Annotated in this window: 18 protein-coding genes; all 18 read left to right on the top strand. The window is 62.9% G+C overall.

Translation table 11 applies throughout. The features are described 5' to 3' along the window. Nucleotides 1–14: 14 nt before the first annotated feature. On the top strand, nt 15–1,127 hold the full coding sequence (gene asd, locus HNO52_RS12660) for an aspartate-semialdehyde dehydrogenase (RefSeq protein ID WP_197565647.1): 1,113 nt from the start codon (nt 15–17) through the stop codon (nt 1,125–1,127). Nucleotides 1,128–1,296: 169 nt separating this feature from the next. Then, entirely contained in the window at nt 1,297–3,894 is a 2,598-nt protein-coding gene (locus tag HNO52_RS12655; protein ID WP_197565646.1) for a FimV/HubP family polar landmark protein, read from the top strand. Nucleotides 3,895–3,901: 7 nt separating this feature from the next. Then, complete coding sequence (truA, locus tag HNO52_RS12650; protein WP_197565645.1) at nt 3,902–4,846, top strand: tRNA pseudouridine(38-40) synthase TruA; 945 nt, start codon at nt 3,902–3,904, stop codon at nt 4,844–4,846. Further along, nucleotides 4,843–5,490: a phosphoribosylanthranilate isomerase gene (locus HNO52_RS12645; protein WP_197565644.1), complete on the top strand. Its 648-nt coding sequence runs from the start codon at nt 4,843–4,845 to the stop codon at nt 5,488–5,490. Before truA ends, HNO52_RS12645 begins: the two co-directional genes overlap by 4 nt. Before the next feature lie 61 nt (nt 5,491–5,551). After that, on the top strand, nt 5,552–6,766 hold the full coding sequence (gene trpB / locus HNO52_RS12640) for a tryptophan synthase subunit beta (protein WP_197565643.1): 1,215 nt from the start codon (nt 5,552–5,554) through the stop codon (nt 6,764–6,766). A gap of 2 nt (nt 6,767–6,768) precedes the next feature. Further along, complete coding sequence (gene trpA / locus HNO52_RS12635; RefSeq protein WP_197565642.1) at nt 6,769–7,584, top strand: tryptophan synthase subunit alpha; 816 nt, start codon at nt 6,769–6,771, stop codon at nt 7,582–7,584. A 75-nt stretch (nt 7,585–7,659) separates the two neighbouring features. After that, nucleotides 7,660–8,685, top strand: coding sequence for an acetyl-CoA carboxylase, carboxyltransferase subunit beta (accD, locus tag HNO52_RS12630; RefSeq protein WP_197565641.1), 1,026 nt, complete (start codon nt 7,660–7,662; stop codon nt 8,683–8,685). Nucleotides 8,686–8,757: 72 nt separating this feature from the next. Continuing rightward, complete coding sequence (gene folC / locus HNO52_RS12625; protein WP_197569223.1) at nt 8,758–9,981, top strand: bifunctional tetrahydrofolate synthase/dihydrofolate synthase; 1,224 nt, start codon at nt 8,758–8,760, stop codon at nt 9,979–9,981. A gap of 29 nt (nt 9,982–10,010) precedes the next feature. Next, nucleotides 10,011–10,712 (top strand): SPOR domain-containing protein, encoded by a 702-nt coding sequence (locus tag HNO52_RS12620; RefSeq protein WP_232090279.1) that lies wholly within the window; start codon nt 10,011–10,013, stop codon nt 10,710–10,712. A gap of 4 nt (nt 10,713–10,716) precedes the next feature. Beyond that, the gene (locus HNO52_RS12615; RefSeq protein ID WP_197565639.1) at nt 10,717–11,280 is read left to right on the top strand and encodes a CvpA family protein; all 564 of its coding nucleotides are present in this window, start codon (nt 10,717–10,719) and stop codon (nt 11,278–11,280) included. A gap of 56 nt (nt 11,281–11,336) precedes the next feature. Next, nucleotides 11,337–12,860 (top strand): amidophosphoribosyltransferase, encoded by a 1,524-nt coding sequence (gene purF, locus HNO52_RS12610; RefSeq protein WP_197565638.1) that lies wholly within the window; start codon nt 11,337–11,339, stop codon nt 12,858–12,860. Nucleotides 12,861–12,868: 8 nt separating this feature from the next. Continuing rightward, a complete protein-coding gene (locus HNO52_RS12605; RefSeq protein ID WP_197565637.1) occupies nt 12,869–14,065 on the top strand; it encodes an O-succinylhomoserine sulfhydrylase in 1,197 nt (398 codons plus the stop codon). Nucleotides 14,066–14,210: 145 nt separating this feature from the next. Beyond that, nucleotides 14,211–14,765, top strand: a complete 555-nt coding sequence (locus HNO52_RS12600) for a cytochrome b (RefSeq protein ID WP_197565636.1) — start codon at nt 14,211–14,213, stop codon at nt 14,763–14,765. Between the two features lie 38 nt (nt 14,766–14,803). Continuing rightward, a complete protein-coding gene (locus tag HNO52_RS12595; RefSeq protein WP_197565635.1) occupies nt 14,804–15,388 on the top strand; it encodes a YceI family protein in 585 nt (194 codons plus the stop codon). Between the two features lie 222 nt (nt 15,389–15,610). Beyond that, complete coding sequence (locus HNO52_RS12590; RefSeq protein ID WP_232090277.1) at nt 15,611–15,964, top strand: PAS domain-containing protein; 354 nt, start codon at nt 15,611–15,613, stop codon at nt 15,962–15,964. A gap of 119 nt (nt 15,965–16,083) precedes the next feature. Then, nucleotides 16,084–17,394 carry an MATE family efflux transporter gene (locus HNO52_RS12585; RefSeq protein WP_197565634.1) on the top strand — a complete coding sequence of 437 codons (1,311 nt, stop codon included), beginning with the start codon at nt 16,084–16,086 and terminating at the stop codon, nt 17,392–17,394. 83 nt (nt 17,395–17,477) lie between these two features. Continuing rightward, nucleotides 17,478–17,948, top strand: coding sequence for a Spy/CpxP family protein refolding chaperone (locus HNO52_RS12580; protein ID WP_197565633.1), 471 nt, complete (start codon nt 17,478–17,480; stop codon nt 17,946–17,948). Nucleotides 17,949–18,315: 367 nt separating this feature from the next. After that, nucleotides 18,316–19,020: a hypothetical protein gene (locus tag HNO52_RS12575; RefSeq protein WP_197565632.1), complete on the top strand. Its 705-nt coding sequence runs from the start codon at nt 18,316–18,318 to the stop codon at nt 19,018–19,020. Nucleotides 19,021–19,027 lie beyond the last annotated feature (7 nt).

The raw sequence follows: 19,027 nt of genomic DNA, 5'->3' as shown, positions 1-19,027 counted from the left end.
CAGGAGGACTTCACATGTTGAAAGTCGGTTTCGTCGGTTGGCGCGGCATGGTGGGCTCGGTGCTCATGCAGCGCATGCAGGAGGATGGAGATTTCGACGGCATCGAGCCGATCTTCTTCACCACCTCCCAGGTCGGCAAGCCTGGCCCCGACATCGGCGTGGACGTACCTCCGCTCAAGGATGCCACCGACATCGATGAGCTCAAGGCGTTGGATGTCGTGATCACCTGCCAGGGCGGCGATTACACCAAGCAGGTCTATGGCGACCTGCGCGGCAGTGGCTGGAAGGGTTACTGGATCGATGCCGCCAGTACCCTGCGCATGGAGGACGAGGCGACCATCGTGCTCGATCCGGTCAATCGTCGTGTCATCGACGACCAGTTGGCCCGTGGCGCCAAGACCTTCGTCGGCGGTAACTGCACCGTCAGCCTGATGCTGATGGGGCTTGGTGGGCTGTTCGAAGCCGACCTGATCGAGTGGATGACCTCCATGACCTATCAGGCCGCCTCGGGCTCCGGCGCCAAGCACATGCGCGAGCTGCTCAATCAGATGGGCGCGCTGCGCGATAGCGTGGCGAGCGAGCTGGACGATCCGGCCAGCGCCATTCTCGATATCGATCGCAAGGTCACCGAGGCCATGCGCGGTAAAGAATTCCCGATCGAGAACTTCACCGCACCTTTGGCCGGCAGCCTGCTGCCCTGGATCGACACCAAGTTGGATAACGGCCAGAGCCGTGAAGAATGGAAGGGCAGCGTCGAGACCAACAAGATCCTTGGGCTCCAGGACAATCCGGTACCCATCGATGGCATCTGCGTTCGCATCGGCGCCATGCGCTCGCACAGTCAGGCCTTCACCATCAAGTTGAAGAAAGATGTGCCGATAGATGAGATTGAGGAGCGCATCGCCAAGCACAACGAATGGGTCAAGGTGATCCCCAACGACAAGGAGGCCACCATTGCCGGGCTGACGCCGTCGATGGTCACCGGCACCTTGAGTGTTCCGGTGGGCCGCCTGCGCAAGATGAACATGGGGGGAGAGTATCTTTCCGCGTTCACTGCCGGCGACCAGCTGCTGTGGGGTGCTGCCGAACCGCTCAAGCGCATGCTGAAGATCCTGCGCGAGCAGTGATCGTCTCGCAGTGCCAATGACGGGGCATCTCCTGCGGGAGGTGCCCCGTTTTTGCGTGAGGCCTGCGGCAGGCGCTGCGAGGATGTGTTACATATTTCTTCAAGATCTTGATCCCGGTCGTCAAAAGAACCGGACGCTTTTAAGCAAGCGGGCAACGCAAGGGAGCTCAATGAGACGCAAGTTGACATTAGCCATGCTGCTGGCGCTGTCGGGGGCAAGCCCGCTGGCGCTGGCACTGGGGGTTGGGGAGGCCGATGTGCGCTCCTCGCTCAATACACCGTTGCGTGCCGTCATTCCGCTCACCGATACGGCCGGGCTCGATCCCGACTTGCTACGTGTCAGCGTGGCCGAGGCTCGCGAATTCGATTCTGCCGGGCTGGTGCGCACGCCGCTTGCGGCCAGTGTAAAGACCGATGTCGCAGTGCGTCAGGGGCAATGGGTGGTGACGCTGTCCAGCGTGCGTGCGGTGCGTGAACCTTGGATGGACCTGCTGCTGCGCTTCGACTGGCCCTCGGGGCGCCAGCTTCGTGAAATCACTTTACTGCTCGATCCACCCGATTACGACAGTATGCCCGCACTGGTGAGCGGCTCGAATCATCAGCCTGAACCTTCGTCCAGGCCATCCGCCGAAGAGCGGCCGATCGCCCCCGAAGTGGCGGGAGCTCGTGCTGCCGCTGCGCCGATGGTCGGCCAGGTTCAGGGTGAGAATGACGCTTGGGTCGGCAGCGGCGATACCTTATGGTCGGTTGCCGGGCGCCTGCGTCCCGACAACAGCATCAGCATGGATCAGATGATGGTGGCGCTGGTCGAAGCCAACCCCGACGTCTTTCCCTCGGGCAACATCAATGCCATGCGCGCAGGACACTCCCTTGATGTGCCGTCGCGCGATGCCATCGCCGCACGCTCCGTGGACGAGGCATCCCGCATCGTTCAGGCCATGAATCAGGCCTGGGCCAGTCGCAGTGGCGGCGCGCCCGCCCGTGTGCCCCTGGAACCGTCGATTGCGGCAGGCGAGAGTGTGGTTGCTCAGCACTCTCCGGCCGTGGCAGAGCCGGCTGGGCAAGCCGAGGACCAGGCTGAAGCAGAGGCTATGTCGCCAGCCGCTGAAGCCGATGCGTCGCCTCGGCTCACGCTGCTCAGCGACGATGAACTTGCCGCCGAGACCGCAATGGGCATTGCCGAGGATAACGACCGGTCGGCATCGAGTGACGAAGGCGTTCTCGATGCCGAGGTGCTGGCTACGCTGGGTGTCGGGGAATTGGCCATGGAGGGGAGCGACCCGCGCTTCGTACTGTTCGAGCGGCGCTGGCAAGAGAGCCGCGCCGCGCTCGAAGAAGTGCAGGCCGAACGCGACGCTCTACAGCAGGAACTTGGTGGCTTGCGTGACGACGTCGAGGCCATGCGCGAGCAACTGACTGCCCTGCTGTCCAGCGGTGCGGGCAGCGAAGGCATCGGATCCGGCAGCGTGGTGGTGCAGAGCGAGCCCGACACCCAGGTCGATGCACCTTGGTGGGGAGGCATGTATCCGACGGCCTTCGATCGCAACCTCATCCTTGGCGGTGCGGGACTGGCTGCCTTACTGGGTCTCTGGCTGTGGGTTCGCCGCCGTCAGCGCCGAGAAGCTGCCCCGGCGACGGGAAGCAATGCCATGCCCAACATGATCCACGGCATGCCGCCTCCCGGTGACGTGACGATGCCGCCCGGCGCTCCCACCAGTCCACCCCCGCCCATCGCTTCAGGCATGACTGTCGATGAACCCGGTCCTCACCTGGAGGAGGTGCCGCGCAGCACCATGCCGCAGGCCGAAGCGATCAGTGAAGCAGATATTTTCATGGCGTACGGCCGCTACGACCAGGCCAGGGAGCTGTTGGAGGCGGGCCTGGACCGTGATTCCGAGCGACATGACCTGCGACTCAAGCTGCTCAACGTACACGTGGAACAGGGCAACCGGCAGGCGGCAGAGCGCGAGGCGCAGTTGCTGGCCGAGACTGGCGACTCCGCGCTGGTGGCTGAAGCCGGGAGGCTACTGGCCAAGCATCAGCCCACGCCGCCCAGCAATGGCGCCCAGGCGAGCAGTAATGAAGCGCCACGCGATGACGCCCAACCAGCGGGGCAGAAGATCGTTGAACCGAAGGAACACGCTGCGGAGCAGGGGGCGCCTTCGGTTCCGGTCGAGCCGCAGCAGGTCGACTTCCCCCGCCTTGATACTGTCGGTCGCGAAGACACGCCGCCGGACGAGGTGGCGCCCCAGGAGCCGCCGCCACGGGATGAGACGACGGACGAAACCCCGGATGAACTTGGCGACGAGAAGCCGCCAACCGATGTTTCGCGACAGACACCGCTCGCCGAACGTAGCGAGACGACGGAGTGGCGAACGATCGATTACCAGCCTCCTACCTTGGACCCGGAGCCGCCGACACGTGAAGAGACACCCATGCAGCCCAGCGTCGAGTTCCCCGTGATGAGCGATGTCTCTGATGCTCCCCAGGAGGGCGAGCAGACGGAACGCTCGAGCGCTCGTTCAAGCGATAAGGCGGAGGAGCCCGAGTGGGAGGTGGAGGAGGTGGCCTTCCCGCCGCTGGATCGCGATAATGGCATTGCCATGGGCGATGACGCCAAGCGTGACGACCTGGAACAAGCGCGCCTCTTGCTGAAGAACGGCGACATGGAGCGGGCTCGCCCGCTGCTGCAGCGGTTGTTGAGGCACGGCGGCGATCCGCAAGTACGCGACGAGGCCCAGCACCTGTTCACTCACTATCGGCTCTGAAGGCGGCATGACCCTGTTTCGACATCTCGATGAACGTCACCCCCTGCATGGCCGTCTGGCCATGGGGGTGGAATATGACGGTAGCGCCTACTGTGGCTGGCAGCGACTCAAGCATGCCCCCTCGGTTCAGGCCGAGCTGGAGCGGGCGCTCTCCAGGGTGGCAGGCCAATCGGTGACGGTGCATGCCAGCGGTCGGACCGATTCGGGCGTGCACGCCACGCGTCAGGTCGTGCATTTCGATGCACCCGCCTCGCGCTCGCAGAAGGCCTGGGTGTTCGGTGTCAACGCCAACCTTGCTCGCGATGTCGCGGTGCATTGGGTGCGCGAGGTGCCCGACGACTTTCACGCTCGCTTCAAGGCGCTGGCGCGACGCTATCGCTATATCATTCTCAACCAGATGAGCCGGCCGGTGCTGGAGCGTCACAACGTGACATGGTGCCGCGACCCGCTCGATGCCGATACCATGCACCGTGCGGCTCAGGCACTGGTGGGCGAGCATGACTTCTCCAGCTTTCGTGCTGCTGGCTGCCAGTCGAAGACGCCTTGGCGCCATCTTCACTTCATCGAGGTTCGTCGGCATGGACCGCTTGTCGTCGTCGACGTGCAGGGAAATGCCTTCTTGCACCACATGATCCGGAACATCGTCGGGGCGCTGGTCAGCGTGGGGCGTGGCGAGCAGGACGACGGCTACCTGGCTGAACTGTTGACGCTCAAGGATCGCACGCTCTCCGCCGTGACTGCGCCGGCGTGTGGGCTGCACTTCGTCGATTCGCTCTACGACGAGGTCTGGGGGTTGCCGCAGGAGCCGCTCGGCCCGAACCTGCTGGCATTTCTGGGAGAATGGAGCGGCGAGCGCGAACTGCCGGCGTGTCCCATGGTCGAATTTCGCCGAGGCCGGCCAGTGGCCGGAACGAAGAGGGACGATTGCAGGGTGAAGGAGGGTGATTCATGAGGCTGATACAGCCCGTGCGCACGCGCATCAAGTTCTGCGGTCTGACACGCGAGCAGGACGTGACCGACGCCGTGGCGGCGGGAGCCGATGCGCTCGGCTTCGTGCTCTGGCCCGGCAGTCGCCGGCATGTCGATGAAGAGCGCCTCGCAGCGCTGGCGGCCTGCGTGCCGGCCTTCGTCACCCGGGTGGGGTTGTTCGTCGATGCCTCGCCCGAGTTCGTCATTCGCGCCAGCCGCCATCTCGACCTGCTGCAGTTCCATGGCGAAGAGAGCCCCGCCTACTGTGCCGGTTTCGAGCGACCCTGGATCAGGGCGCTGCGCATGCGCGACGGCATTGATCTGCACGGCGCGGCCGAGGCCTATGCCGGCGCCCAGGCGCTGCTGCTGGACGCTTATCGCCCGGGCGTGCCGGGCGGCACCGGGGAGACCTTCGACTGGTCGCGAATCCCCGCAAGCCTGACAAAACCTGTTATTCTCGCGGGTGGGCTGAGCCTGGGCAACGTGGCCGACGCCATCGAGCGCGTGCACCCCTTCGCAGTGGACGTCTCCGGCGGCGTGGAAGCCGAACCCGGCTGCAAGGATTCCCGCCTGCTGTCGGCTTTCGCCACGGCGGTGACTCAGGCCGACCGCAAGCGCCTGGGATAATCGTTTCGCCCAAGCTAGATTCCATCCCTGTCCCTTATGGCGACCCTATGAGGTGTCTTTAGTGAGCAAGTTCAGTGACCTGACCCGACTGCCGGACGCACGTGGCCACTTCGGCCCCTATGGCGGACGGTTCGTCTCGGAGACCCTGAGCTTCGCCCTGGACGATCTCGAGAAGACCTATCTGCGTCTTCGCGACGATCCGGATTTCCAGGCCGAATTCGACTACGACCTGGCCCATTACGTGGGCCGTCCGTCACCGCTCTATCATGCCGAGCGATGGTCGAAGCAGCTCGGCGGTGCTCAGGTCTGGCTCAAGCGCGAAGACCTCAATCACACCGGCGCGCACAAGGTGAACAACACCATCGGCCAGGCGCTACTGGCCAAGATGAGCGGCAAGCCGCGGGTAATCGCCGAGACCGGCGCCGGTCAGCACGGGGTGGCCACCGCCACCGTGGCGGCACGCCTGGGCCTCGAGTGTGAGGTCTACATGGGGGCCGAAGACGTCCAGCGCCAGAAGCTCAACGTCTACCGCATGCGCCTGCTCGGGGCCAACGTGATACCGGTGGAGTCCGGTACCCGTACCCTCAAGGACGCCATGAACGAGGCGCTGCGCGACTGGGTCACCAACGTCGACGATACCTTCTACATCATCGGTACCGTGGCCGGGCCGCACCCGTATCCCATGATGGTGCGCGACTTCAACGCCGTGGTCGGGCGTGAGGTGCGCCGGCAGTCGCTGGAGGAGTTCGGCAAGCTGCCCGACGCGCTGGTTGCTTGCGTCGGCGGCGGTTCCAACGCCATGGGCCTGTTCTACCCCTTCGTCGAGGATGACGAGGTCGCCATGTTCGGCGTCGAGGCCGGCGGTGACGGGGTCGATACCGGGCGTCATGCTGCGCCGCTGACGTCGAACGCGCCGCGCGGTGTGCTGCACGGCAACCGCACCTACCTGATGTCCGACGAGGGCGGCCAGGTATCGGATACCCATTCGATCTCGGCGGGCCTCGACTATCCGGGCGTGGGCCCCGAACACGCACTGTGGAAGGACGTCGGGCGGGTACAGTACGTGACGGCTAATGACGACGCGGTGCTCGAAGCGTTCCGCGAGCTGACCCGGGTGGAAGGCATCATGCCGGCGCTGGAATCGGCCCATGCGTTGGCCCATGCCAAGGTGCTGGCGCCGACCTTGCGGCCCGATCAGAACATCGTGGTCAACCTCTCCGGCCGCGGCGACAAGGACATCATGACGGTCGCCAAGATCGACGGCCTGGAGTTTTGACGATGAACCGAATCGATAAACGCTTCGCCGAACTCAAGGGTCAGGGCCGCCGCGCGTTGATTCCCTACATCACCGCTGGCGACCCGGCACCGCAATATACCGTGGGATTCATGCATGCCCTGGTAGAGGCGGGTGCCGACGTGCTCGAGCTGGGCGTGCCGTTCTCCGACCCGATGGCCGATGGCCCGGTGATCCAGAAGGCTTGCGAGCGGGCGCTGAGGCACAGCGTGCGCCTGAGTCATCTGTTCGAGATGGTGCGGGAATTTCGCCAGGCCGATCGCGACACGCCGGTCGTACTGATGGGCTACCTCAACCCCGTCGAGCGTATCGGTCTCGAGGCCTTTGCCGATCAGGCCGCAAATGCCGGCATCGATGGCGTATTGACCGTCGACATGCCGCCCGAGGAGGCCGATGAGTTCGGCCCCATTCTCAAAGCGCGAGGTCTTGCCTCGATCTTTCTCGTGGCCCCTACCACTTCAAGGGAACGGGCCGCTACAATATGCGCCCATGGCGAGGGCTACCTCTACTATGTCGCGCTCAAGGGCGTAACCGGGGCCGCAACGCTCAACGCCGACGACGTGGCAAGTCATCTGGCGCCCCTGCGCGAGCTGACCGATCTGCCGCTGTGTGTCGGTTTCGGCATTCGTGACGGCGCCTCGGCGGCAGAGGTCGGCAAGGTAGCCGACGGCGTCATCGTCGGCAGCGCCTTGGTCAGCCGCATCGCCGCTAACGCCGAGCGGCCCGAAGCGATCGCCGGTGAGCTCAAGGCGGTGCTCAGTGAGATGCGCCAGGCCCTGGATGCGCTGCCGACTCGCTGAGCTTGCCTTTGCCCAAGATTCGATTCATGACGCCTGGTACGGCTGGGCGCAACAGCATACGGAAGCCTTTCTGACATGAGCTGGCTCGACAAGATTGTTCCCTCCATGGGGCGGATTCAGCGCAAGGACCGGCGGGCCAGCGTGCCCGACGGCCTGTGGCGCAAGTGCCCGAAGTGCGAGGCGGTACTCTATCTGCCCGAACTGGAAAAGCATCACAACGTCTGCCCAAAGTGCGACCATCATCTGCGCCTGACCGCGCGCAAGCGGCTCGACTGGTTTCTCGACAAGGATGGGCGGGAAGAGATATCGGCCGAGCTCGAGCCGGTGGACCGTCTGAAATTCCGCGATTCAAAGAAGTACAAGGACCGGCTCAACGCGGCGCAGAAGGAAACCGGCGAGAAGGACGCTCTGGTGGCGATGCGTGGCACTCTCGACGGCTTGCCGGTGGTCGTGGTGGCCTTCGAATTCACCTTCATGGGTGGTTCCATGGGGGCCGTGGTGGGCGAAAAGTTCGTGCGTGCCGCTGCCCTGGCCCTCGAGGAGCGCATTCCGTTCATCTGCTTCTCCGCTTCGGGTGGGGCGCGGATGCAGGAAGCGCTATTCTCGCTGATGCAGATGGCCAAGACCTCGGCCGCACTGGAGCGCCTGCGTGAAGCCGGTGTGCCCTACATCTCGGTACTGACCGACCCCGTCTTCGGTGGCGTCTCGGCATCGCTGGCCATGCTCGGCGATCTCAACATGGCCGAGCCCAACGCCCTGATCGGTTTCGCCGGGCCGCGGGTCATCGAGCAGACCGTACGTGAAAAGCTGCCCGAAGGCTTTCAGCGCAGCGAGTTCCTGCTTGAGCACGGCACGGTGGACATGATCGTGACTCGCGGCGAAATGCGTAACCGTATCGGTTGTGTGCTGCGCAAGCTCACCCATCAGCCCCCTCACGGGCTTGAATTTCCCGAGCTGGTGGAGCCGGATCTGGTAGACGAGGCCGAGCGTGCAGCCTCGGAGGAAGGTGAGATCATCGAGGCCGTCGAGCCCGAGACGCCGGATGAATCGTCTTCCTCGACGATATCCGGAGATACCGACCGCTCTGACTCGGCGCGCTGATTGCTCGTGAAACCTTCGACGCCATCTCGCACGCTTGACGCCTGGCTCGGCTACCTGGAACAGGTCCACCCGATGGGCGTTGACCTCGGCCTCGAGCGGGTGGCCGAAGTCGCTCGCCGCATGGGGCTGCTGGAACGTTGCCTGGCACCGTACGTCATCACCGTGGCAGGTACCAACGGCAAGGGCTCGACGGTAGCCATGATCGAGGCGCTGGCGCGAGCACATGGTCTCGCCACGGCCGCCTACACGTCACCTCATCTACTGCGTTACAACGAAAGGCTGCGGTTCGACGGCAACGAGGCGGACGATGCCACGCTCATCGCCGGTTTCGAAGCCGTCGAGGCGGCGCGCCTGGCCGATGAGCCCGTGAGCCTGACCTACTTCGAGGCCGGCACCCTAGCGGCTCTGTGGGCGATCGCCCAACGCCATCCCGATCTCGCCGTGCTCGAGGTCGGGTTGGGTGGCAGGCTCGATGCGGTCAACGTCATCGATGCCGATGTCGCCGTCATTACTACCATTGCGCTCGATCATGCCGACTTTCTCGGCACCGACCTCGAGGGTATCGGGCGCGAGAAGGCCGGTATCATGCGTGCCGATCGTCCTGCCATTCTGGGCAGTCACGCGCTTCCCAAGAGTATTCGTCAGTGCGCCGAGGAATGCGGTGCACCGGCTAGGGTGCTGGGGCAAGATTTTCACTGGCACCCTGGTGGCGCCGGTCGCTTCAACTGGCGGGGAAAGGATGCCGTTGGGGCTTTTTCAAGCCTTGAGGACTTGCCCGATCCGGGACTGCCGCTGGACAATGCTGCTACGGCCTTGCAGGCCCTGCAAGCGGCCGGTCTGGCGCTCGACGAAGTGAGTTGCCGGTTGGCCCTGCGCGAGCTGCAGGTGCCCGGCCGCATGCAGTGGCTGGGACAGTGGTGTCTGGACGTAGGCCACAACCCACATGCTGCCGCTTATCTGGCGGGAAGACTCGCTGAGCAGCCATGCCGCGGGCGTACCTGGGTGCTGCTCGGCATGTTGGGCGACAAGGATGCCGATGGCGTCATCGGGGCGCTGGAGGGTGTCGCGGATGGCTGGGTCGCCGTGAGCCTGGCCGGTGACCGGGCACGTGCTGCCGCGGATCTGGCAGGACGCATCGAGGTCGCCGGGGGGCATGTGGCTTATCAGGCCCCGACGCCCGAGGACGGCGCGGTGTGGTTGTCCGGTCGCCTGGCGCCCGACGATCGTGTGCTGGTATGCGGCTCCTTCTTCACGGTAGCGGCCATACTGGCATGGAAACAGGCGCAGGCGGCATAAGCGGGGCAGGAGGGATGATGAAGTACGGAATGCGCGAACGAATCAGCGGTGCAGTCATTCTGATTGCCTTGGCGGTGATCTTCGTGCCGATGCTGTTCGATGAGCCGGCACCCCGCGACGAGCGCCCCCAGCCGATGCTGACCATCGAGCAACCGGTGCCGGTGGAGCGGCGCAACGTACCCGATCCGCAGCCGCCGACGAGTCTTGGGCAGATCCGTTCGCCCGAGACGAATCCGGCGCAGGTAGAGCCGCAGCCGCCGTTGGCTGATGTCGAGCCTGAGCCTGGCGACCCCGAACGTGTCGAGCCGGAGCCGGCCGTGGCGCTGCAACAGGCTGGCGCGGGCAGCGACGCGAACCAGGCCTCATCGCCGGCCGAGACACCTCGGCAGGATCCGATTGCCGACCTGGCCCGGGCCGCTTCCGAGCGCCTGGAGAGCAGCCAATCCCCTGCCCAGAGCTCCGGGCCCGAGCGTCAGGGCTCGTCGGCGAACGCATCGCCTGAAGGGGAATGGGCCGTGCAGGTGGGAAGCTTCGGCGAGCCGGGCAATGCCGAACGCCTCCAGTCACAGCTGCAGGAGAAGGGGTTTCCCGTCTACAGCCGGCAGCGCGACAACAACATGACCACGGTCTATGTGGGTCCCTTCGAGTCCTCGGACTCCGGTGAGCGTGCCATGAGCGCTGTGAAGGAACAGGTCAACCTGCAAGGTCTGCTGGTCAGAGTGAGAGAGTAAGTCGATGACGCTGACCTGGATCGATTGGGGCTTTCTCGCCGTACTGGCCATCTCGACACTGGCTGGCTTCATGCGCGGACTGATACGTGAAGGCCTGGGCCTGGCGGCCTGGATCATCGCACTGTTGGCTGCGCGGCTGCTTGCCGAGCCGGTAGCCGATCTACTCTCGGGGCTGATCGACAGCCCCGACGGCCGGTTGGTGCTGGCCTTCGTGCTGGTTATCCTGGGGGTGGTGCTGCTTTGTGGCATCATCATACGCATGGTGCATGCCGCCGTGGAGTGGGTCGGCATGGGTTTCTTCAATCGTGTCGCCGGCGCCTGTTTCGGCATTGCACGAGGAGCGGCGGTGCTAGTGGTGGCGACCATCCTGATCAGCCTGACGCCGCTGGCACAACTGCAAGCATGGCAGGATGCCGAGTTGCGCCCGACCTTCGAACAGATGCGCAACTGGGCCGTGAATCAGCTCGAGGCCTGGGAAGGCCGCGTTCCCGAGGCGCCGGAAGGGTGGCGGAACATTCCGTTGCCCGAGCGTCGTGACCGGAACGAACCCGGCGCCGAGGCGTTGTGAACAATGGTTTCTTCTTGCCGACCACCGTCGGCACCCTGCAAGCGAGGTAAGGTGGAATGTGCGGTATCGTAGGCCTTCTGGCCAAGCAGACCGTGAACCAGGCGATCTATGACGCTCTGACAGTGCTTCAGCATCGCGGCCAAGATGCCGCGGGCATGATGACATGGAGCGAAGGGCGCTTTCTGCTGCGCAAGAGCAACGGCCTGGTACGCGATGTGTTCCACACTCGCCACATGGCGCGGCTGCAGGGCAATCTGGGTATCGGCCATGTACGCTATCCCACCGCGGGCTCGTCCAGCGAGGCGGAGTCGCAGCCGTTCTACGTCAATTCCCCTTACGGCATCGCGCTGGCCCATAACGGCAATCTGACCAATTCGGACCAGCTCAAGCAGGAGCTGTTCTCTTCCGACCTGCGTCATATCAACACCAGTTCGGATTCCGAAGTACTGCTCAACGTGTTTGCGCATGAGCTGGGCAAGCAAGGGTTGCATCTCTCTCCCGGCGACATCTTCGACGCAGTGCGACGGGTGCATCGTCGCTGCCGCGGTGGTTACGCCGCGGTGGCGATCATCAATGGTGTCGGCCTGGTCGCTTTCCGCGATCCCAATGGCATCCGGCCGGTGGTGTTCGGCACTCGCGACGAGGGCAACGGTCAGGAGGTGATAATCGCTTCCGAGTCGGTAGCGCTCGACGTGGGCGGCTTCGAACTGCACCGCGACCTGGCGCCGGGCGAGGCGATCTTCGTCGACATGGAGGGTCAATTCCATACCCAGCTGTGTGCCGATGCGCCTACGCTCTCACCCTGCATTTTCGAACATGTCTACCTGGCACGCCCCGATTCGATCCTCGATGGCGCCTATGTCTACGGCACACGCATGCAGATGGGGCGCAAGCTCGGCGACCGCATCCGCAGCGAGTGGCCGGAACACGACATCGACGTGGTGATACCGATCCCCGATACCTCACGTACCTCGGCGTTGGAACTCGCTCAGCACCTGGGCGTGACCTATCGCGAAGGTTTCATGAAGAACCGCTACATCGGGCGGACCTTCATCATGCCGGGCCAGACCCAGCGCAAGAAGTCGGTACGCCAGAAGCTCAACGCCATCGGCGTCGAGTTCAAGGACAAGAACGTGCTGCTGGTGGACGACTCCATCGTGCGCGGCACCACCTGCAAGCAGATCATCCAGATGGCGCGGGAGGCCGGCGCCAACAAGGTCTACTTTGCCTCGGCGTCGCCCCCGGTACGCTATCCTAACGTCTATGGAATCGACATGCCGGCGGCCTCGGAATTGATCGCGCATGGTCGCAGCGAAGCCGAGGTGGGCGAGTTGATCGGCGCCGACCGTATCTTCTACCAGGACCTGGACGACCTGAAGGAGGCTTGTCGTGAGGTCAACCCGGGGCTCGAGCAGTTCGACTGTTCAGTCTTCGATGGTCGCTACGTGACCGGCGATATCGACGATGGTTACCTCTTGGCGCTCGAAGCCTCGCGCAACGATGCCGCCAAGCAGGAGCAGAGTGTCGGTGCCCATGCACTGGTGGGCATGCATAACCAGGAAGACGACATCGACGATTGAGGCCCACCATGCATGACGAGATGACCCCCGACGACAGTTGGGCACTGGAAACCCTGGCGATTCGTGCGGGCCATCAGCGTACCCATGAGCAAGAGCATGGCGAGCCGATCTTTCCCACCTCGAGCTTCGTCTACGCCAGTGCCGCCGAAGCGGCGCGCAAGTTCAAGGGTGAGGAGCCGGGCAATGTCTATTCGCGCTTCACCAATCCCACCGTGCATACCTTCGAGCGTCGCTTGGCAGCGCTCGAAGAAGGGGAGCGCTGTGTCGCGACCAGTTCCGGCATGGCGGCGATCCTGGCGACGGTACTCGCCCTGTTGCAAGCCGGTGACGAGATCGTCGCCTCGCGTTCGCTGTTCGGTTCCACGGTCAGCCTGTTCGACAAGTATTTCGGCAAGCTGGGCATCACCACGCGCTATGTGGAGCTCGCCGACCTGGCGGCCTGGGAGGCAGCGATGACGCACCGGACGCGTCTGCTGTTCGCCGAGACGCCCTCCAATCCGCTCTCCGAGGTAGTCGATATCGCGGCGCTTGCCGATATCGCCCATCGCAGTGGTGCGCTGCTTGCCATAGACAACTGCTTCCTGACCCCGGCGTTGCAGAAGCCGCTGGTGCTGGGGGCGGATCTGGTCATTCACTCTGCCACCAAGTACCTGGATGGGCAGGGCCGGGCGGTCGGCGGAGCCGTGGTAGGGCGTGAAAAGGAACTCGAAGAAGTGTTTGGCGTGGTGCGTACCTGCGGACCGTGCCTGAGCCCATTCAATGCCTGGATCTTCACCAAGGGGCTGGAGACGCTCAATCTACGTATGCGTGCCCACTGCGAGAATGCCCAGGCCTTGGCCGAGTGGCTACAGGGGCACCCTGCAGTGACGCGGGTGCACTACAGCGGCCTGCCGGACCACCCGCAGCACGGGTTGGCAAGCCGTCAGCAGAAAGGTTATGGCGCGGTGCTTGGGTTCGAGGTCAAGGGTGGGCGCGAGTCGGCATGGTCGGTCATCGATGCCACTCGCATGCTCTCGATCACCGGCAACCTGGGTGACGTCAAAACCACCATCACCCATCCCGGTACCACTACCCACGGGCGTCTTTCCGATGCTCAGAAGCAAGCCGCGGGCATCGGCGAAGGTCTGGTTCGCGTCGCGGTGGGGCTCGAGGCACTGGAAGATATACGTGTCGATCTCGCACGTGGGCTCGATGCGCTGATTTGACCTGTCCGGAATGCTGAGTGATGCATGTTCGGATGCGGAACAGGGAATTTTTACGAACGTAACGTTCGGTTTTTTCAGCGCATCCTGAGCATTCGTTACGGTATGCTGCCACCCATCGATGACGAAGCTCAACGGGAGCGACGAGATGTGGCGCAACACTCGCTCAGGCTGGGGCCTGGTCAGCATAACCCTTCACTGGGCCAGTGCCGTGGTGATCGTTGGCTTGTTCATTCTCGGCTGGTGGATGACGGACCTGAGCTATTACGACGCCTGGTACAACCTCGCTCCATGGTGGCACCGCTCCATTGGTATGCTGCTATTGTTCGCCACGCTGCTGCGCGTCCTCTGGCGCCTGTTCCAGCCGACGCCCGTCGCTCACGGTAGCCGCATGGAGCGTGTCGCAGCGCACTTGGGTCATATCGCCCTCTATGTGCTGCTGCTCACGGTAATGGTTAGCGGCTACCTGATCTCCACCGCCAAAGGGCGTGGCATCGGCGTCTTCGACTGGTTCGAGGTGCCCGCGTTCTTCAGCAACCTGCCCGACCAGGCCGGCATTGCCGGCGAGATCCACTGGTATAGCGCCGTGGCGCTGTTACTACTGGCAGCAGGGCATACTCTGGCGGCGCTGAAGCATCATATTCTCGATCGCCACGATACCCTTACCCGTATGCTGAACCCGGCACGTACGCGTCGCCGTTGAACGCCAGCGCTATGAGCGCTACCACCAAGGAGAGACTCATGTTCAAGAAAGCCGCACTCGCTACTGCCTTAGGCGCCGTTTCCCTGGCCGCCACCGGTCTGGCCCTGGCCGACGACTACGTGGTGGACACCGAAGGCCAGCACGCCTTCATCCAGTTCAAGATCAACCATCTCGGCTATTCCTACATTCTCGGCAACTTCGAGGAATTCGAAGGTCGTTTCCACTACGACCCTGAGGACCTCGAGGCATCCAGCGTAGAGATGGAAGTACAGGTGGGAAGTCTAAATACCAACCATGCCGAGCGTGACAAGCATTTTCTCAGCAGCGACTTCCTGGATGCCGACGAGTATCCCACTGCCACCTTCGTCTCCACCGGCTTCACGCCCAACGGCGACGAGGAAGGCGTGTTGACCGGTGACCTGACCTTGCACGGCGAGACCCGCGAGATCGAGATGCCGGTGACCCTGATGGGGGAAGGTGAGGATCCCTGGGGCGGCTATCGCGCCGGCTTCGAGGGCAGCACCATGCTGACGCTGGCCGACTTCGGTATCGACATGAGCGAGTTCCCCGAAGCGATGCATGAACTCGAACTCTACGTCACCTTCGAGGGTGTGCGTCAGTAGCCAAGCGCTGGTTGCACGATGAAACCCTCGGCGCGGCCGAGGGTTGACCTTTAAGCAAGCCGTAGCGGGGTTGTCGCCGTTTTCTAGTACCATGCAGGCCTAACTCGGTCATGGAGTCTGCAGGTGGGCTACTTTCTCAGATGTATCCGTTGCCTGTTGCAAACGTTTCGGCTCCGCTCACACTCAGGTAGCAAGAATTGCCAAGCTGATTCACGTTTCAGGGTGCTGCTGGAAAGTCTGCCTAACGTTGCAGTACAAGGCTATGATCGCAACCGACGAGTCATCTACTGGAATGCGGAGAGTACTCGACTGTACGGTTATCAGGCCGAAGAGGCCGCTGGTCGCTATCTCGAAGAACTCATCATTCCCGAGACCATGCAAGCGCAGGTGATACAAGATCACACCGCATGGCTACGCGTAGGGAAAGTAATACCGCCGGGGCGCCTGGTACTGCAAGAATGGCGAGGGCATCCGGTACCGGTCTATTCCTACCATGTGATGCTCGACGAGTTCACCAAAGATCCCGTCATGTTTTGTGTCGACGTTCGTCTCGATACCATCGAGGCCGAACAGTAAACCTCGTTTGCGCTTCGCTCCCTCGATAAGGTACTGGAGACACTACTGTAGTGATATCGCATCCTTCTCGTTCAGTTGACGTCTCTCTGGGGCTGACGCTCTGGCGGCAGACTTGGCCGATGGCCATCGGGGTGTTGGCGCTGCTCGGCTTCCAACTGGTGGACAGTGCCTTCGTCGCTCGCCTGGGTACTGCGCCGTTGGCGGCGCAGTCGTTCACCTTTCCGCTGACCTTCCTCATCATCGGCGTTCAGGTCGGGCTTGGCATCGCCATCGCAGCACTGATCTCGCGCGCCTTGGGCGCCGGTGAGACAGCCAGGGCGCGGCGTCTTGGCTCGCTGGTTCTGATGGTCGGTAGTGTGACCCTCGCTCTGCTAGCGTTCGTGCTGTGGTGGACCCAGACGGCAATTTTCTCCCGCCTGGGTGCCGACGAGGCAACGCGCGAGCTGATCCGCGATTATTGGACGCCTCAGTTGCTGGCAGCCTGGCTGGGGGCAGTTCTCTACTTCGTCTATAGCCTGTTTCGTGCCCATGGCGATACGCGGCTACCCGGCAAGATCATGGTGATTACCAGCTTGTTCAACCTGCTGCTTGATCCGCTTTTTATTTTCGGTGTGGGGCCCTGGGCGGGGCTTGGTCTCCCCGGGGCAGCCTGGGCCACGGTTATTGCCTTTGGCTGCGGGCTGCTGCTGGTTGCCAAACGGCTGGGACAAAATGATTGGCTGGCGCGTGAGGGGCTCAGGCGGGAGCTGGCTGGCTCGGCACGTCCCTTTGTCGGTATTGCCGGACCGGCCATGGTCAGCCAGTTGATGCCGCCGTTGGCGTCAATGCTTGCCATCTCGGTGGTGGCGAAATTGGGGGAATCAAGCGTGGCCGCATGGGGACTTGCGAGCCGGCTTGAAACGCTGACTCTGGTGGTGGTACTGGCCATGACCATGTCGCTGCCGCCATGGCTGGGGCGTTGCTACGGCGCTGGCGACTGGGCGCAGGTCCGGCAACTGGTGCGGCTGGCATTGAGGATCGTGGTGGGATGGCAACTCACCTTGGGCCTGGTATTGGCTCTGCTCGCCCCATGGGCTTCTCATCTGCTGGCGGGCAGTCCTGACGTGCGAGACGACTTGACGCTGCTGATCCGTTTCTTGCTGCCGAGTTATGCCGCTCTTGGTGTCTGTATGCTGGTGGTCTCCGCTGGCAATGCGTTGGGTTGGCCGCTACATGCCATGCTGATGTCCACGGCGAGGCTGTTCCTGTGCTATCTCCCGTTTCTCTGGTTGGGTGCTGTGCTTGGTGGCTTGCCGGGGCTCGCCATGGGGGCGGCTTTTGGCAACCTGCTGGCTGGGATGGCCGCTTGGCAACTGATGCGCCGCATGCTGGCACGAAGTGGAGCTGATGCCGACACCGAGTCGAAACTTTTGCCTCGTGAGCGAACCTGACGCTTGTTCCGCTGTCAGGGTTAGGACGTAGTGGCTCGACCGGTTCGGGCCATGAAAGCAACTCTGATGGAATGGAGTAAGTAATGAAGCTCACCAAGTTTCTGGCAACGATCACACTTACCCTGGGAATCGTCGGCGTAGCATCGGCACAGCAGATGCAGGCACCGCCTCAGGGGGATCAGGTGGATCAACTCGATCAGTTGCTCGATCTGGACGAGAACCAGCAGCAGGAGATTCGTAGCCTGCTGGACGAGGCTGAGAGTCAGCTGGCACCCAAGGAGCAGGAGGCACAGGCGCTCCAGGCGCGCCTCGGCGATTATGTCGGGCCCGATTACGATGAAGACCTCATTCGTGAGGATGCCTCACGGCTGGGTGATCTGACCGGTGAGATCACGGCCGAGACGGTATTGCTCCAGTCACGCATCGAATCGGTATTCACTGAGGAGCAGCGTCAGCAGTTGGATGATGCGATCGCTCAGCAGCAGCAACAGATGCAAGATCTTCAGAATCAGATGCAGCAGCAAGAGGGGCAGCCGGCCCAGCCAACCCAATAAGTAACTCTCCGGCAGCGGCTTCCTTGCTGGGAGCCGCTGTATTCCCTCCGCTTGTCCTCCTTGTACTTGTTTCCCGCATATCCGTGTCGTGGAAAGCAGACAGGGTTATTCCTCCTCAAATCGTCATTCTGCGCGATTTCTCTCCGATTTTTCTCCGGTTTCTGTTGCTTCGTTGCGACAGTTAATGGCGTGAAGGTGAGTGGTAAGCGCTATTAATAAAACAGCGTTCTCTTATAACTGCATATTTTCCAGTCAGTTTTTCTCTCGTGGCATACCTCTCGCAGGTGAGTGACGAGCGGTATCGCTGATGAGCCGCTCATGAGGAGTCTCACCGGAATAGCCCAAGGAAATGGGCCAAGGAGGCGCTATGAAGCTCAAGACACTGACTGCCAGTATAGCTCTGATTTTTGCCGGTCTGGCCGGCGCGACCGCTCATGCCGAGCCCGAAGGGCAGCAGAGCGGCAACTTTCATGCGGTAGGTGTGACCAGTGAGTCTTCTACCATGCTGCTGGCCCAGGCCGGCGAAGCCGGTGGTGGCCTGGATGGAGGTGCCGAGGGCAGTGTCGGCGGTAGTGCTGATGGTGGCCTTGATGGAGGAGCCGAAGGCGATGTCGGTGGCAGTGCCGATGGTGGCCTCGATGGAGGAGCCGAAGGCGATGTCGGTGGCAGTGCCGATGGTGGCCTGGATGGAGGAGCCGAAGGCGATGTCGATGGCAGTGCCGATGGTGGCCTGGATGGCGAAGCCGAAGGCAGTCTTGACGTCGACACCGACGGCGATACCGAAAGTGGTCTCGATGGAGATGCCGATACCGAAGGTAGCCTAGATAGTGATCCTGACGTCGAGAGCGATGTGGAGGCAGAGTCCACGGAGGAGTTCGGCGAGGAATCAGAGCTGGAGGCGGGCGTTGAAACTGAGGCCAACGCCGACAGCCGTACGAAAGCCCCAGGGTTGGATCGCGCGATGGAGCGAACCGCTGAGCCTGCCCAGGATCGGATCGAAGATAACCGTGATCGTATCAGGGGAACTGCCGAGAGTGAGACGGAAGTCGAGGGCGCCATCGACGCCAACTGACCCCTGG

The sequence above is a fragment of the Halomonas sp. MCCC 1A13316 genome (assembly GCF_014931605.1).
Taxonomy (GTDB): Bacteria; Pseudomonadota; Gammaproteobacteria; order Pseudomonadales; family Halomonadaceae; genus Halomonas.
This window is presented reverse-complemented; position numbering and strand designations above follow the sequence as displayed.

Bases quoted from the DNA above. Each gene is read 5' to 3' on its own strand.
- asd (WP_197565647.1), top strand. From the start codon at position 15: ATGTTGAAAGTCGGTTTCGTCGGTTGGCGCGGCATGGTGGGCTCGGTG.
- HNO52_RS12655 (WP_197565646.1), top strand. From the start codon at position 1,297: ATGAGACGCAAGTTGACATTAGCCATGCTGCTGGCGCTGTCGGGGGCA.
- truA (WP_197565645.1), top strand. From the start codon at position 3,902: ATGACCCTGTTTCGACATCTCGATGAACGTCACCCCCTGCATGGCCGT.
- HNO52_RS12645 (WP_197565644.1), top strand. From the start codon at position 4,843: ATGAGGCTGATACAGCCCGTGCGCACGCGCATCAAGTTCTGCGGTCTG.
- trpA (WP_197565642.1), top strand. From the start codon at position 6,769: ATGAACCGAATCGATAAACGCTTCGCCGAACTCAAGGGTCAGGGCCGC.
- accD (WP_197565641.1), top strand. From the start codon at position 7,660: ATGAGCTGGCTCGACAAGATTGTTCCCTCCATGGGGCGGATTCAGCGC.
- folC (WP_197569223.1), top strand. From the start codon at position 8,758: ATGGGCGTTGACCTCGGCCTCGAGCGGGTGGCCGAAGTCGCTCGCCGC.
- HNO52_RS12620 (WP_232090279.1), top strand. From the start codon at position 10,011: ATGCGCGAACGAATCAGCGGTGCAGTCATTCTGATTGCCTTGGCGGTG.
- HNO52_RS12615 (WP_197565639.1), top strand. From the start codon at position 10,717: ATGACGCTGACCTGGATCGATTGGGGCTTTCTCGCCGTACTGGCCATC.
- purF (WP_197565638.1), top strand. From the start codon at position 11,337: ATGTGCGGTATCGTAGGCCTTCTGGCCAAGCAGACCGTGAACCAGGCG.
- HNO52_RS12605 (WP_197565637.1), top strand. From the start codon at position 12,869: ATGCATGACGAGATGACCCCCGACGACAGTTGGGCACTGGAAACCCTG.
- HNO52_RS12600 (WP_197565636.1), top strand. From the start codon at position 14,211: ATGTGGCGCAACACTCGCTCAGGCTGGGGCCTGGTCAGCATAACCCTT.
- HNO52_RS12595 (WP_197565635.1), top strand. From the start codon at position 14,804: ATGTTCAAGAAAGCCGCACTCGCTACTGCCTTAGGCGCCGTTTCCCTG.
- HNO52_RS12585 (WP_197565634.1), top strand. From the start codon at position 16,084: ATGGCCATCGGGGTGTTGGCGCTGCTCGGCTTCCAACTGGTGGACAGT.
- HNO52_RS12580 (WP_197565633.1), top strand. From the start codon at position 17,478: ATGAAGCTCACCAAGTTTCTGGCAACGATCACACTTACCCTGGGAATC.
- HNO52_RS12575 (WP_197565632.1), top strand. From the start codon at position 18,316: ATGAAGCTCAAGACACTGACTGCCAGTATAGCTCTGATTTTTGCCGGT.